The sequence below is a fragment of the Sphingobium sp. BS19 genome, assembly GCF_027925545.1.
Taxonomy (GTDB): domain Bacteria; phylum Pseudomonadota; class Alphaproteobacteria; order Sphingomonadales; family Sphingomonadaceae; genus Sphingobium.
Genome location: NZ_BSEF01000007.1, coordinates 204200 through 218153 on the forward strand (window position 1 = coordinate 204200; position 13954 = coordinate 218153).

At 60.8% G+C, this 13954-nt stretch carries 14 protein-coding genes; 3 read left to right on the top strand and 11 right to left on the bottom strand.

All coding sequences use genetic code 11. The annotated features are described in order from the left end of the window. Nucleotides 1–13: 13 nt before the first annotated feature. From QMG56_RS10150 to QMG56_RS10160, 3 genes are read right to left on the bottom strand one after another with little or no spacing between them, the layout of a single operon-like run. The gene (locus tag QMG56_RS10150; protein ID WP_230186439.1) at nt 14–160 is read right to left on the bottom strand and encodes a hypothetical protein; all 147 of its coding nucleotides are present in this window, start codon (nt 158–160) and stop codon (nt 14–16) included. A gap of 37 nt (nt 161–197) precedes the next feature. Beyond that, nucleotides 198–923, bottom strand: coding sequence for a hypothetical protein (locus QMG56_RS10155; protein ID WP_230186440.1), 726 nt, complete (start codon nt 921–923; stop codon nt 198–200). 53 nt (nt 924–976) lie between these two features. Beyond that, nucleotides 977–2191, bottom strand: coding sequence for a toxic anion resistance protein (locus tag QMG56_RS10160; protein WP_281822446.1), 1215 nt, complete (start codon nt 2189–2191; stop codon nt 977–979). Between the two features lie 223 nt (nt 2192–2414). Between QMG56_RS10160 and typA the strand changes: the two genes are divergently transcribed. Continuing rightward, complete coding sequence (gene typA, locus QMG56_RS10165) at nt 2415–4232, top strand: translational GTPase TypA (RefSeq protein ID WP_230186442.1); 1818 nt, start codon at nt 2415–2417, stop codon at nt 4230–4232. 177 nt (nt 4233–4409) lie between these two features. Here typA and QMG56_RS10170 read toward each other — a convergent pair whose 3' ends face one another. The 6 genes from QMG56_RS10170 to QMG56_RS10195 form a co-directional block, all read right to left on the bottom strand. Beyond that, nucleotides 4410–5645 (bottom strand): cyclopropane-fatty-acyl-phospholipid synthase family protein, encoded by a 1236-nt coding sequence (locus QMG56_RS10170; protein ID WP_281822448.1) that lies wholly within the window; start codon nt 5643–5645, stop codon nt 4410–4412. Nucleotides 5646–5676: 31 nt separating this feature from the next. Beyond that, nucleotides 5677–6438 carry a molybdopterin-binding protein gene (locus tag QMG56_RS10175; RefSeq protein ID WP_281822449.1) on the bottom strand — a complete coding sequence of 254 codons (762 nt, stop codon included), beginning with the start codon at nt 6436–6438 and terminating at the stop codon, nt 5677–5679. Continuing rightward, nucleotides 6435–7175: a cytochrome b/b6 domain-containing protein gene (locus QMG56_RS10180; RefSeq protein ID WP_281822450.1), complete on the bottom strand. Its 741-nt coding sequence runs from the start codon at nt 7173–7175 to the stop codon at nt 6435–6437. The genes QMG56_RS10175 and QMG56_RS10180 overlap by 4 nt, the downstream gene beginning before the upstream one ends. A gap of 400 nt (nt 7176–7575) precedes the next feature. Next, nucleotides 7576–8022, bottom strand: a complete 447-nt coding sequence (locus QMG56_RS10185; protein ID WP_309298553.1) for a hypothetical protein — start codon at nt 8020–8022, stop codon at nt 7576–7578. After that, nucleotides 8015–9256, bottom strand: a complete 1242-nt coding sequence (gene rlmN / locus QMG56_RS10190) for a 23S rRNA (adenine(2503)-C(2))-methyltransferase RlmN (protein ID WP_230186446.1) — start codon at nt 9254–9256, stop codon at nt 8015–8017. The genes QMG56_RS10185 and rlmN overlap by 8 nt, the downstream gene beginning before the upstream one ends. A gap of 46 nt (nt 9257–9302) precedes the next feature. After that, complete coding sequence (locus QMG56_RS10195) at nt 9303–9818, bottom strand: invasion associated locus B family protein (RefSeq protein WP_375713673.1); 516 nt, start codon at nt 9816–9818, stop codon at nt 9303–9305. 152 nt (nt 9819–9970) lie between these two features. Between QMG56_RS10195 and dnaN the strand changes: the two genes are divergently transcribed. Together dnaN and QMG56_RS10205 are read left to right on the top strand one after the other, a co-directional pair. After that, nucleotides 9971–11083, top strand: a complete 1113-nt coding sequence (gene dnaN, locus QMG56_RS10200) for a DNA polymerase III subunit beta (protein ID WP_281822451.1) — start codon at nt 9971–9973, stop codon at nt 11081–11083. A gap of 8 nt (nt 11084–11091) precedes the next feature. Continuing rightward, nucleotides 11092–11490 carry a GFA family protein gene (locus QMG56_RS10205; protein WP_281822453.1) on the top strand — a complete coding sequence of 133 codons (399 nt, stop codon included), beginning with the start codon at nt 11092–11094 and terminating at the stop codon, nt 11488–11490. Between the two features lie 34 nt (nt 11491–11524). Here QMG56_RS10205 and QMG56_RS10210 read toward each other — a convergent pair whose 3' ends face one another. Continuing rightward, entirely contained in the window at nt 11525–12856 is a 1332-nt protein-coding gene (locus tag QMG56_RS10210) for a dicarboxylate/amino acid:cation symporter (RefSeq protein ID WP_281822455.1), read from the bottom strand. A 266-nt stretch (nt 12857–13122) separates the two neighbouring features. Further along, nucleotides 13123–13446 carry a hypothetical protein gene (locus tag QMG56_RS10215; RefSeq protein ID WP_281822456.1) on the bottom strand — a complete coding sequence of 108 codons (324 nt, stop codon included), beginning with the start codon at nt 13444–13446 and terminating at the stop codon, nt 13123–13125. Nucleotides 13447–13954 lie beyond the last annotated feature (508 nt).

Consider the following 13954-nt stretch of genomic DNA (forward strand, 5'->3'; position numbering starts at 1 on the left):
AATGGCACCGTACTTAGCGCATCTTTCGCAACAGCCCCATCGCACCCCATATCAGCGCCAATGCGCCCGCAATAATCGTGCCGACGATCAGCAGCGCCCAACCGCCCGCTTCGATCAAACCCGTCAGCAAATCGACCAATATCATCGTCAGGTGAATCATAGAGGGCGCCTGACGAACGGCGGAGGAACGCTATACGCTACTGGCCGGACTCCGGCGTGCCCAGTTGCTTGGCTTCCTGATATTTAAGCTCCAGAAAGCGCGTATGCGTCGACAGGCTATCAAGATTGCCCGCAGCCAGTTGCTCGGTCATCCGGTCGATCTCACTGTCGATGACGCCCAGCCCTTCGATCAATTGCTTTTCGGGGATGCGGCCATTGCGTTCCTGCCGCCGCATCGGTTCGGGAACGTTGCGGTAGCCGGTGACAAGTTCGGGTAGATGATCGGACAGCAGGCGCCGCACTTCGAGTGCCGCGGGTTCCTGAGGGTTGAGGGTGGCGAGCTGGGGAGCAAGTGTTTCCAGGCGTACGCCGATGCTATCGATCAACTGGACAGCGGGTGCAGGCAGTGCCTTGCGTTGATTGTCGAGCCAGATTTCGGTCTGGAGCGGGAGGGCTTTGAGGTCGGTCTCCGCCAGCTTCTCGGTCTTTACCTGCGGTTCGCCGGGGACCATGCCGAATAGCAGGATGGCCGCCAGGATCAGCGCAAGGACGATCATGATGCCGCTGGTGCCAAGGGGAATGAACCAGCCGACGACCGCCGCGCCAATGACTACGGTCAGGACGGCCGCGACGATGCGTTTGAATTTCCGGATCGCTGCGGCATTGCGCCGCTGGCGGGCGCGGGATGACAGGCTGCGATAGCGGTCCGACGTGCGGTTGAGGACGGCTTCCGCATCGGCAAGGACTTGGTTCGACCGAGTCATTACAATCCGTCCTCAGAACGGCGAAGGAGGCACGCTATCGACACGGTCGTCACTTACGCCTCAATCGCGCTCAACAAGGGATTGGACGCTGACCCGCCGCTCGCTTGTGCCTGCGCCTGACCTTCGGCGCGGGCGATATAGCCTTTGGACTTTTCGACTTCGCTCGACAGGGTGGTGACGGTCGTCTTCATCGATTCCAGTGCCTTGGCCTTGAACGTGTCGATGCTGTCCATTGTGTCGTAGATATTCTGGAATGCGCGTTGCAGCGTTTCGATGGGGATGGTGCTGGACGCGGCCTGTTCGTGGATCGCAGCGGTCTGCGTCTTCAGCAGATTGCCCGTCGAATCGATCATGTTGGCGGTCGTCGTGTTAAGCGCGGTGATCTGTTCCAGCACCAGCCGCTGTCCGACCAGCGCCTGCGCCACGGTCACTGCCGTGCGCAGCGCCGCAACCGTCGTGGTGCTGGCGCGGTCGACGCCCTTCACCAGCTCGACATTGTTCTTCTTCACCAGATCGAGCGCGAGATAGCCCTGCACCGTGACCGCCATCTGCGTGAGCAAGTCCTGCGTCCGCTGCCGCACATAAAACAGCGCAGTATCACGGATCGCCTTTGCTTTGGCCGGGTCCGTCGCGTCCAGTTCCAGCGCGCGGGTTTCGAGGCGGGCGTCCATCGTCTTGCTGATGTGGATCATCTGCTCCAGCTTGCCCATCGTCGCCCACATATTCTGGCGCTCTACGTCGATGGCGGCATTGTCCTTGATCAGCGTGTCTTTGCCGCTGGCGAGGCTACCCAGAATGCCGTTGATGTGGCTCTGCGCGCTTTTGTAGCTGTCGAAATAATTGCGCATCTTGTTGCCGAAGGGGATGATCCCGAAAAGCTTGCGCGGTGCGGTCAGGTTACCGCGCTTGCCGGGGTCGAGATCCTCCACCGTGCGGCGAAGCTGCGCGAGGTCGGCGCCTACCTGATTGTCCGAATCCATCGCGCGGACCGGGCGGTCGAGGAAGCGGTTGCTGTGGCCAGCGGCTTCGGAAATTTCCTTGCGGCCCATATTGGTAAGCTGATCGACGCGCATCCCGAATTCCGGGCTGTTCGCATCCTGCGCGACCAGATCGTCGACAAAGGCATCGACCTTTTCTTCCAGCTTCGATTTCTTTGCATCGTCGATGGGGACGAGGCCCACAGCCTTTTCCGGCGCAAGCGCAGCCACCGGTTCCGGCGCGGTCAGCGTGATCGTGGGTTCAGCGGTGGTCGTTGCAGTGGATGCCATGTTATCTCCTCAAGGTGCTATATTAGAATAGAACACCTGCTCTGCAATAGGGGTCTTGTGCGTGTTATAGGGCGGGCCACGGCAATAGCCAATGCGCGATGCGGCAGGCGTGCACCTGCATGTAGGATCGTCAAGGTTGCGGGATTGGCAAGTTTCCGTTATGGGGCCGCGACACCCGATACGGCTTTATGTCGATCGGAACCCTATATCCCAAAGGCATCTCATGTCCCTGCGTAATATCGCCATCATCGCGCACGTCGATCATGGCAAGACCACCCTCGTTGATCAGCTCTTCCGTCAGTCCGGCACGTTCCGCGACAATCAGCGCGTCGAAGAGCGCGCAATGGACAGCAACGACCTGGAAAAAGAACGCGGGATCACCATCCTTGCCAAGCCGACCTCCATCGAGTGGGAAGGCACGCGCATCAACATCGTGGATACGCCGGGCCACGCCGACTTCGGTGGCGAAGTGGAGCGCATCCTCTCGATGGTCGACGGCGTGATCCTGCTGGTCGACTCTTCGGAAGGCGCGATGCCGCAGACCAAGTTCGTGACTGGCAAGGCGCTGGCGCTGGGCCTGCGTCCGATCGTGGTCGTCAACAAGGTCGATCGTCCTGACGAGCGCATTCAGGAAGTGCTCGATGAAGTGTTCGACCTGTTCGTCAGCCTCGAAGCGTCCGACGAACAGCTCGATTTCCCTGTACTCTATGCGTCGGGCCGTAATGGTTATGCCAGCGAAGATCCGCAGGCACGCTCGGGTACGTTGACGCCGATGTTCCAGAAGATCGTCGATCACGTTCCGCCGCCGTCCGCCGATCCCGACGGTCCGTTCAAGTTCCTCGTGACGCTACTCGACCGTGACAACTTCCTCGGTCGCGTGCTGACCGGTCTGGTCTTCTCCGGCTCGGTAAAGACCAACCAGGCGATCCACGCGCTGGATAACGATGGCAAGATCATCGAAACCGGTCGTGCGTCCAAGATCATGTCGTTCCGTGGTCTGGAGCGCGTTCCTGTCGACGAAGCCAAGGCAGGCGACATCATCTCGCTGGCTGGCCTGACCGTCGCGACCGTGTCGAACACAATCTGCGATCCGCAGGTGACCGAGCCGCTGCACGCGCAGCCGATCGATCCGCCGACGCTGTCGATGCGTTTTGCCGTGAACGATTCGCCGATGGCGGGCCGTGAAGGTACCAAGGTGACGAGCCGCATGATCCGCGACCGTCTGGCGCGTGAAGCGGAATCGAACGTTGCGATCAAGGTGACCGAAAGCGCCGACAAGGACAGCTTCGAAGTGGCCGGCCGCGGCGAATTGCAGTTGGGCGTGTTGATCGAAACGATGCGTCGCGAAGGCTTCGAACTGGGCATCAGCCGCCCACGCGTGCTGTTCCGCGATGGCGAAACCGGTCTGGAAGAGCCGTATGAAACCGTCGTGATCGACGTGGACGAAGAATATTCGGGCACCGTCGTCGACAAGATGGCTGTGCGTAAGGCAGAACTGACCGACATGCGTCCTTCGGGCGGTGGCAAGACGCGCATCACCTTCTCCGCACCGTCACGCGGCCTCATCGGCTATCATGGCGAATTCCTGTCCGATACGCGCGGCACGGGCATCATGAACCGCCTGTTCGAGAAATACGGTCCGCATAAGGGCAAGATCGAAGGCCGTAAGAACGGCGTGCTGATCTCCAACGGTGCGGGCGAAGCGAATGCCTATGCACTGGGCCCGCTCGAAGAACGCGGTATCCTGATGGTCGGCGTGGGCGAAGCGCTCTACGAAGGCATGATCATCGGCGAGAATGCCAAGCCCGACGATCTTGAAGTCAACCCGATGAAGAGCAAGGCGCTCACCAACTTCCGCGCCAGCGGCAAGGATGACGCCGTCCGCTTGACGCCGCCGAAGAAGCTGACGCTGGAACAGGCCATCGCCTATATCGATGACGATGAAATGGTCGAAGTGACGCCCAAGTCGATCCGCCTGCGCAAGCGCTGGCTCGACCCGAACGAGCGCAAGAAGCAGGCGCGTTCGAAGGCGGCCGCTTAAGATTACAAAAGGCCCGGTGAGTGATCATCGGGTCTTTTTTGTGGGATCACGCTCGGTACAATTATACTCCGTCACCCCGGATTTGATCCGGGGCCCAGCTGGTTCTGCTTGCGACGGTTCAAGGTAGCGGGATCCCGGATCAAGTCCGGGATGACGAGGACATCTGACGTCTCGGCTCTACCCCTTCGCGCGCAATGCCTGCTCGGCCTCATGCATATAGTCCCGCGTGATCGGCAGCGTATGCCTGTCGCGGCTATACTGTAGCTGGAAATTGACCATGCCGCCGCTTTCGAACGCGGCTGTGGCCCCGGCCAGGTAAAAGCTCCACATCCGGAAGAAGCGCGCGTCGTAGAGCGCTTCGATTTCCGCCTGCTTGTCCTGCACGCGCTTGTACCATTCGCGCAGCGTGTAGGCGTAGTGGAGGCGCAGCACTTCCACATCGGTGATCATCAGCTTGTTGCGCTCGCTCGCCTTCATGATTTCGCTGAGCGATGGGCTGTAGCCGCCAGGGAAGATATATTTGCGCGTCCATGCGTCGGTGGTGCCGGGCTTGTTGATGCGCCCGATGGTGTGGAGCAGCATCACGCCCTGCGGCGTCAGGCGATTGTGGCAGGTGCGGAAAAATTCGCGGTAGTTGGGCGGCCCGACATGTTCGAACATGCCGACGGACACGATCCGGTCGAATTGCCCGGTAACATCGCGATAGTCGCACAGCTCGAAGCGCACCCGTTCGGACACGCCCGCCGCCACTGCGCGTTCCCGCGCGACCTTCAACTGTTCTTCCGAGAGAGTGATGCCCAACACGTCGACGTCGCAGGTGCGGTTTAGGTAAAGCGCCATCCCGCCCCAGCCACAGCCGATGTCGAGAACCTTCTGCCCTGCCGATAGATGCAGCTTTGCCGCGATATGCGCCAGCTTGTCGGCCTGCGCTTGTTCCAGACTGTTGGCCGGATCGGTCCAGTAGGCGCAGCTATATTGTCGGTCGCGATCCAGGAACAGGTCGTACAATCGGTCTGACAGGTCGTAATGATGCGCCACATTGGCGCGCGAACTGCGGCGCTGGTTCAGGCGATTGACGCGACCGACAATGCTGGTGGTGAGGCTGCGCACCGCTCCGGGGCGTTTCAGGCCATAATCGCCGCTTTCCCAAGGGCGGTTGGCGCGAACGAAGGTCACGAAGTCCAGTATGTCGCCGCCTTCTATCGAATAGCGGCCGTCCATATAGGCTTCGCCAGCACCCAGCCGCGGATCGCGGATTATGTCGCGCGCCACCTTGGCATCGTGCAGTCGCATGGTGAGAGCGGGCCAATCGGGATCGCCGTCGCCATAGCTTTTGGCCGTACCGACAGGGTCAATGACGGTCAGGCGGCCTTTGCGGATTAACTTTGGAAGAAGGCGATCGAGCAACCACATAGCGGAAACCTAGGAAGCCAATTGGCGTTCGTCAAATGCCTGCATACCATTGATAGCCAGCGACATCTTCCCAATAGCCGCCCTTGCCACCGTGGATGCCGGCAAGATTGTCGACTGCTTCGATGCCGATCAGATATTTGGCATGTTTATAACCCAGATGGCGCTCGACCCGCAGGCGCAAGGGGGCGCCGTTGGCAACGAACAGAGGTTTGTCGTTGAGGGCAAAGGCAAGGATTGTCTGGGGATGGAATGCGTCAACCATGTCGATGCTTTCATAATAAGGCCGCGCCCCGCCATTGGTATCGGCGCAATGGAAGACGAGATATTTGGCGTTGGTCTTGAGCTGCGCACCGTCAAGGATCGTACGCAACGGCACGCCGCGCCATTTTCCGATGGCGCTCCAGCCTTCGACACAGTCGTGGCGGGTGATCTGCTCCCGGTGCGGCAGCGCTTTGATCTGCGGTAGCGACAGCGACAGCGGACGGTTGACGAGGCCGGTGACCTTTAGTCGCCAGTCGGCAAAGTTATTGGCGGAGATCGCGGTATATTCCGCCGTTCCCGGATTGCGGGTGCCATTGGGGCGGAAATAGGGGGACATCTGGTCGGGCGTAAATTCCTGTGCCAAGGCTTGGCGATCGGTCAAGGCGCGCTGCGTCCAGCGGTGGACGTTCTCCGCGCTGAACAGGGCTTTGCGGAAATCCTCGCTCTGCGCGAGCTTGTCGCAGCCGGTGAGCAATCCGCCTGCCGTCGCTGCAAGGCCGGTCAGCAGGGAGCGGCGGGACATAAAGGTCATTGGCCATGCTCCCCGGTGCGACGTTCCGGCGGCACACGATACCAGCCGGTTATCATCGAGCGCACTTCGTTGAACGGCCCGGCCAGCAGCACCATCAGGATGTGCACCAGAAAAAAGCCGATGAGCGCAAAGGCGAAAATGAAGTGGATCGACCGTGCCGACTGTCGCCCGCCGAAAATCTGCGTCAGCCAAGGCCACGCTGCATCCATGCCTGGCGACATGGCGAGCCCGGTAAAGATGATGCCGGGGATCAGGATGAAAATGACGCCGATGTAGCTGGCCTTTTGCAGTACATTGTAGCGGAGCGCCGCTGCACCGGTGGGGAAACGCAGGCGGGCGTGGTCCCTGATATCCTGCCATATATGGCGCGGCGCGAGCTCTTCGCGCCGGAAAGCAAGATCGCGGCTGATGTGGCGGTTGATGAGGCTCCAGATCATATACAACAGCAAGGCGAAGGCGAAGATCAGGGCGTAGGCCAGATGCCACTGGCGCGACATCGACAGGCTGTAGCTTCCGGGCAGGGTAATCCAGCCGGGGAAGCGATCGAGTTCGAGCCAGGGCGTATCGAAATTGGCGCCGTAATTGCCCCAGTAGAGGCGCGGATGGGCGTTGAAGATGCCAAGACCGCTCATGAACAGCGTCGCGATGGCAATGGCGTTCACCCAGTGCCATATCCGTGTCGAAAGTCGGTGTCGCTTGACCAGCGATCCCGCCGCGATCCTGTCTTCATGGCTCATGAACATCGCCTCCCCAGCGCGGTATCGGCATCGGCCTTCGATGCTATCGTAACACAGATACGAAAGGAATGTGCGCGCGGTTACATGGGGGCAGGATTTTTCCCGCAAGGATGGGGGAGAGCCACCCTGACGTGTACTCAATCCCCCATGCCACAGCCTCGCCATGCCGGTCTTACCGGCGGCACCGCTCCAAATTATGTTATTCGGCGCGACAGCAGCGAGGTCGTCATAGAATAATCGGACGCCAAAAAAAAGGGCCGATCCGAAGATCAGCCCGAAAAGTTTTAGGAGAGGATGCCTGAAAGGCACGATCCTTGTGACAGCGGAGGACATTTGCTGCAAGTGCGAACGGCGATATTGCAGATGCAAAGATTGCAATCGCCAGCTTTTCCGCCATTTTTCAGAATGGTAGCGGTCGCAAATTTGGTGCTACCCATGTCGATCGGGCGGATGGATGCATTAGAATTTCCGGCGACCAATAGTGAAAAAGCCAGTTGGCGGTGCCACATGGCCCCGCCATCAGCGTGGCATGGACGCGATTCAGGGGCGTTTCGGGGGACGATTCCCCCAGATGCGCTCGGGCGGCCCGAATCGATGCCAGCGTAATCGTCTCATGATAACCGGCGTGCGCGCTGTTCACGCCCCCTGTCGCTGCATTATAGCGGCGGATCATATCGGGCATATCGCGTTCCGCATCCAGGTCCGGTCTATGGGCGAGCATCCACAGGCAGGCAGCAAAGTGCGCCGCGTGGGTCCACTCCTGCTTCGGCAGCGTCAGGTCAGCGAAGCGCTCGCCGACCGCTACGACTGCCGCGTCATCCGGATAGATCGGCGGCGCGTCAGCCAAGCGCCGCCTGCTTTTCCTCCGCCATCCGGTCGAGTTCGGCGCGGCTCTTTTTTTCCGATGCCGATTTGAGCTGACCGCAGGCCGCCATGATGTCGCGCCCGCGCGGGGTGCGGATCGGTGCGGATATGCCGGCAGCAAAAACCAGGTTGCTGAACGCCTTGATCCGTTCGGGCGAGGAACATTCGTAAAATGCGCCGGGCCATGGGTTGAACGGGATCAGGTTCACCTTTGCAGGCAGCTTGTAATGCTTGATCAGGCGGATGAGTTCGCGCGCGTCGTCATCGCTGTCGTTCTTGTCCTTCAGCATCACATATTCGAAGGTGATGCGGCGCGCATTGTTCGCCTTGGGATAGTCGGCACACGCCTGCAGCAGCTCTTCTATCCCATATTTGCGGTTGATCGGCACGATCTCGTCGCGCACTTCCTTGGTTACGGCATGGAGCGATACGGCAAGGTTCACGCCGATCTCTTCGGCAGCCCGCGCCATCAAAGGGACGACGCCGCTGGTCGACAGCGTGATGCGACGTTTGGACAGCGCAAGGCCGTCGCCATCCATGACAACCTTGAGCGCGTCGCGCACATTTTCGAAATTATAGAGCGGCTCGCCCATGCCCATCATCACGATGTTGGTCAGCATGCGTCCATCGGTGGTATAGAGCGGGGCGTCCTCATCCTCGTCTTCATCATCCACCGCGGCGGCCATGTTGCCCTTGGGCCATTCGCCCAGCGCATCGCGCGCCAGCATGACCTGTCCCACGATTTCACCGGGCGTGAGGTTGCGGACAAGCCGCATCGTGCCGGTGTAGCAGAAGCGGCAGTTGAGGGTGCAGCCCACCTGACTGGACACGCAGAGCGTGCCCCGATCCGCATCGGGGATGAACACCATTTCGTAATCCTGCCCATCATCGGATCGGAGCAGCCATTTGCGCGTACCGTCATTCGATACCTGCGCCTCGACCACTTCGGGGCGACCGACGATGAAGCGTTCCGCCATCCACAGCCGCATGGGCTTGGCAAGATCGGTCATCGCCGCGAAATCGGTTTCGCCGCGATGATAGAGCCAGTGGAACAGTTGCTTGGCGCGCAGCTTGGCTTGCTTAAGGTCCAGCCCCGCTTCGCTCAGCGCGCTTTGAATCTGCGCTTTGTTGAGGCCAAGCAGATCCACGCGCCCATCGGCACGGGGCGTCACGGTGCGCGGAACCGGCACCGGATCGATATGTCCGGGAATTTGCATGAGGGCGCGTATAAGGGGAAATTCCCTACATTACCAGTTTTCCGGCTTAGCGGCGGGAGCAGCCCAATGCGGCGGCGTCCATCGCCGTTGCCGCGCCCGGCAAGGCGTAGGTGTCGGCGAAGGCGCGGCCGGTGCTGGCGACGGTCTGCACGCTCATGCTCGTGCCCGATCGCATGGCGGCGACGATGGCGGCGTCCGTCTGTTTATCGGGCGCCCAGGCGTCGGCGTTTCCGGCCACCAGCGCGAAGCGGCGGTCGCCGATGCTAAGCGATACGCTGCTGCCGGACTTGCGCGATTGACTGAGGCGGATGTGCAGTTGGCCGCGAACATTCTGGCGCGGCCATGTCGCGATGGAAGCGAAGGGTTGCCACTTCGCGCCGCCGCCACTGCGGCGCGCCGGTTGAGCGATGGCGTAGCAGCGCAGCGCCATTACATTGCGGGCCGGATCGCGAAATGCGCCCCAGCTTTCGAAGATGCCGAGCGAATCCCGCGCCGCTGCTGCGCCTGGCGCTGCGAGCGCAAGCACGATCAGGAGAGCATAAAGACGGCGCACGCGGTTCATCACACCCTCGCAAAGCCTAAGCGGCACTTTTTTGCAAGCGGGACCGCTTGCCCCTCGTTGCATTGTTGGTAATGAAGGACTGGCATCTTGCCCGTCCACCCGGAATCGGGCGGCGCCCACGCAGGCAAGCAGAATAGAAGCGGGACCAGGGAATGAAGGCCACCATCGAACGCGCGACGCTCCTCAAGAGTCTGGGCCATGTCCAGTCCGTGGTCGAGCGGCGTAATACTATCCCTATCCTGTCCAACGTGCTGATCGAGGCGACGGCGGATGGCGCGATCAAGCTGATGGCGACCGATCTTGACCTGCAGGTGGTCGAAAGCGTGCAGGCGCAGGTCGAAACCGCCGGTGCGACGACGATTTCGGCGCATACGCTGTTCGACATTGCCCGCAAACTGCCCGAGGGCAGTCAGGTGTCGCTGCAGGCGGCGGAAGGCAAGATGCTGATCCAGGCGGGCCGCGCCCGGTTCAACCTATCGACCCTGCCGCGCGACGACTTTCCGATCATCGCGGAAGGCGACCTGCCGGTCAGTTTCGAACTGCCCGCCGAAGTGCTTAAGCAGATCATCGACAAGACGCGCTTTGCCATTTCGACCGAGGAAACGCGCTATTATCTCAACGGCATCTTCCTGCACGTGTCGGACGATCCGACGCCGGTGCTGAAGGCTGCGGCGACCGATGGCCACCGCTTGGCGCGCGTCACCGTGGCGCGGCCCGACGGCGCCGAAGGGATGCCGGACATCATCGTGCCGCGCAAGTGCATCGCGGAACTGCGCAAGCTGCTCGACGAAGTGGACGGCAGCGTGGCGGTGTCGCTGTCGGCGGGCAAGATCCGCTTCGGCATCGGCAGCGCGATCCTGACCAGCAAGCTGATCGACGGCACTTTCCCGGATTACAGCCGCGTCATCCCGACCGGGAACGACAAGCTGCTGCGGATCGACCCGCGCAGTTTCGAGCAGGGCGTGGATCGCGTCGCGACCATCGCCACGGAAAAGACCCGTGCAGTCAAGATGGCGCTCGACAAGGACAAGATCACGCTGTCGGTCACCAGCCCTGAAAACGGCACGGCGGCGGAAGAAGTGTCGGGCGATTATGCGGGCGACAATTTCGAGATCGGGTTCAACGCGCGCTATCTGCTCGATATTTTGGGGCAGATCGACGGGGACATCGTGGAACTGCACCTCGCCGATGCCGCAGCGCCGACGCTGATCCGGGAGAATGACAAAAGCGCGGCGCTGTATGTGCTGATGCCGATGCGGGTGTAGGCACGACCATGGGCATCAGCATCGAAGGCGGGTGTTTGTGTGGTGCCTGCCGCTACAGTTCCGATGCCGAGCCTATCAACATAAGGGCCTGCCACTGTCGGCGATGCCAGAAAGCCACTGGCGCGCCCTTTTACGCCAGAGTGATGGTGCCGCTCGACTCGGTTGCTATGTCCGGGCCGATTGGCTGGTTCGATGCCGATACCGGGGTAAGGCGCGGCTTCTGCACCGGATGCGGCACAAGCTTATTTTCCGAAAGGCAGAGTGCCAATACCGTCGGGTTGACCCTGGGCAGTCTGGACGATCCCGACCGCTTTGCGCCGTCCGAACATATCTGGATATCGTGCAAGCAAGCATGGCTTGTGATCGACGATGGCAGGCCGCAATATCCCGAAGGTCCACCTGCCTGACGGGTCTGCGCGGCCCATAGTGCCCGGGTAGCCCTCACCCCTTCCGCTTATCCTCGACCATGTCCGACGCGAGGTCCAGTCCGGCCATGCCGCCTGCCGCCGTGTGCGCCGGGGCGTGGGGCGGTTCGACATAGTCCGGCTCCTCGACTTCCAGCATGCCTTCCCATTTGGTGACCACCGATGTCGCGATGGCATTGCCGACGACGTTGGTGGCGGTGCGGCCCATGTCGAGGAACTGGTCGATGGCGAGGATGAACGCGACGCCTTCGACCGGGAGGTTGAACTGCGCCAGCGTGGCGGCGACCACCACCAGCGAAGCGCGGGGGACAGCGGCGATGCCTTTGCTGGTAATCATCAGCACGAGGAGGATCGTGATCTGCGTGCTCATCGGCAAGTCGATGCCATAAGCCTGCGCGATGAAGATGGTGGCGAAAGCCGCGTACATCATCGACCCGTCGAGATTGAAGCTGTAGCCCAGCGGCAGCACGAAGCTGGAGATGCGGCGCGGCACGCCGAAACGGTCGAGCTGTTCCAGCAGCTTGGGATAGGCGGCCTCAGATGAGGCGGTAGAATAAGCGATCAGCAGCGGTTCGCGGATATAGCGGGCGAGGCGGAAGATGCGCTTGCCCAGGACGAGGAAGCCCGCAAAGCCGAGGATCAGCCACAGGGTCGCGAGTGCAAGGTAGAACTCACCGATCAACTGGCCGAAGGTAACGAGCACGCCCAGCCCCTGCACCGTCACCACAGAGGCGATGGCACCGAACACCGCGAGCGGCGCCATTTTCATGACGTAGCTGGTGATCTGCAGCATCAGTTCGACCAGCGCTTCGACCGCGACGACAATGGGCTTGCCCCTTTCGCCAATGGCGGTGAGGCCGACGCCGAAGAAGAGCGAGAAGACGACGATCTGAAGGATGGCGTTGCTGGCCATCGCCTCCACCATCGACGTCGGGAAGATGTGCAGCACGAAGTCGCGGAAGTTCAGCGCCTTGGTATCGACGCCGGAATCCACGCCGCTCTGGACAAGGTTGAGGCCGACGCCCGGTTCGAAGAAGTTGACGAAGACGAGGCCTAGGCTAAGCGAAATCAGGCTGGCGGTGACGAACCACAGCAAGGCCCGCCCGCCGATCCGCCCCAGCGCGGCGCTGTCGCCCATATGCGCGATGCCGGAGACCAGGGTCGCGAACACCAGCGGGGCGATGATCATCTTGATCAGGTGCAGGAATATGTCGGCGAGCAGATGGAAATAGCTGGCAACGTCTTTCGCCTGATCCGCGTTCGCGCCAACCCATTGATTCGCGACATAACCGACGAGCACGCCAAGGATCATGGCGATCAGGATGATGGAAGTAAGGCGCTTGGCCATGCGGTCCCCCGGCAGAGTGATGTTCGCGGGATCGACCCCGATGCTGTTGCGTCCTGCCTATCAAGTCAGACGCGCTGCCGCAACGCAAGGTGGGAATGTGGTGCGGTGGGTGGGGGTGGACAGGGGGCACAGAGGTTGGCTGCTCCCCGCAGTAGCTTTTTGGGCAACCGGCATACCGCCGCCGCATGAGACCCCAGCTTTCGCTGGGGTGACGGAGGGTGGATGGCGGAACGGCTGCTTTTGGGCAGCCAAAAGGCACAATGCAGCTAACCAGCGGCTTCATCATCAAAGGTCATATGCCTTATCAGGGCTACTATCGCGATAAACGGGAAGAAGATTTTCACTATCACCGGGCCAGATGGAAGCACTTTAGACACGCTTATGACCGGGATCGAAATACCAAACAGCAAAACCAAATCATCAGGAGAGGTCCAGCTTATACCAAGGCCTAAAAATCCAACCAGCGAACCGATAATCCAAAGTGGTTTCCGCGTGAAATATGGCGATCGCGCGATCACTATTACGGCAAATATGCTTATCGCTGATACGATCAGCCCGCATATTACGACGATAATTTGATAGACGTTCATGCTCTCGGCCCCCTTGGATTGAGGATAGCAGCGCATTCGGAACGGCACAACGCGGGCAAGAATTCCGCTGGCGAGAGATGACCATCATTCCGGTCTTTCTGCTGTGGGCTTTCGGAAAATCGGGCCTAAACGTCCACAAACGGTCGGAAGCGGTCCGTTTGCTTTTGCGGGGTGCTAGAAAGAGCGCGCTACCTCCTGTCGTCTTGCCAGCGTAGGTCGTAAGAGGCACGTGACTCTCTACGACATCTCAGGCGAAGCGCGGGGCAGTGGGTTATGGCGCGACGTTTTTGGCCTTATCTAAAGGCCGCCTGAGATCCCAGCCTGCGCTGGGATGACGGCGGTTGTGGGTGGGGCGGATGTCTCTGCGCGTGTTGGATTTTCTCCAACGGGCGCGCGGGAGCGCTTTGTGCGGTGCACATGCAGAAAGTTGACGGTCGGCGCGTCCTTGCCTCGGTCACCCGGTGCTCGACGACTTGGTAACGGTAGTGTCTATAAAGCATCGAGGCTT

Coding starts and splice junctions, on each gene's coding strand:
- QMG56_RS10150 (WP_230186439.1), bottom strand. CDS start 160: ATGATTCACCTGACGATGATATTGGTCGATTTGCTGACGGGTTTGATC.
- QMG56_RS10155 (WP_230186440.1), bottom strand. CDS start 923: ATGACTCGGTCGAACCAAGTCCTTGCCGATGCGGAAGCCGTCCTCAAC.
- QMG56_RS10160 (WP_281822446.1), bottom strand. CDS start 2,191: ATGGCATCCACTGCAACGACCACCGCTGAACCCACGATCACGCTGACC.
- typA (WP_230186442.1), top strand. CDS start 2,415: ATGTCCCTGCGTAATATCGCCATCATCGCGCACGTCGATCATGGCAAG.
- QMG56_RS10170 (WP_281822448.1), bottom strand. CDS start 5,645: ATGTGGTTGCTCGATCGCCTTCTTCCAAAGTTAATCCGCAAAGGCCGC.
- QMG56_RS10175 (WP_281822449.1), bottom strand. CDS start 6,438: ATGACCTTTATGTCCCGCCGCTCCCTGCTGACCGGCCTTGCAGCGACG.
- QMG56_RS10180 (WP_281822450.1), bottom strand. CDS start 7,175: ATGAGCCATGAAGACAGGATCGCGGCGGGATCGCTGGTCAAGCGACAC.
- rlmN (WP_230186446.1), bottom strand. CDS start 9,256: ATGCAAATTCCCGGACATATCGATCCGGTGCCGGTTCCGCGCACCGTG.
- QMG56_RS10195 (WP_375713673.1), bottom strand. CDS start 9,818: ATGAACCGCGTGCGCCGTCTTTATGCTCTCCTGATCGTGCTTGCGCTC.
- dnaN (WP_281822451.1), top strand. CDS start 9,971: ATGAAGGCCACCATCGAACGCGCGACGCTCCTCAAGAGTCTGGGCCAT.
- QMG56_RS10205 (WP_281822453.1), top strand. CDS start 11,092: ATGGGCATCAGCATCGAAGGCGGGTGTTTGTGTGGTGCCTGCCGCTAC.
- QMG56_RS10210 (WP_281822455.1), bottom strand. CDS start 12,856: ATGGCCAAGCGCCTTACTTCCATCATCCTGATCGCCATGATCCTTGGC.
- QMG56_RS10215 (WP_281822456.1), bottom strand. CDS start 13,446: ATGAACGTCTATCAAATTATCGTCGTAATATGCGGGCTGATCGTATCA.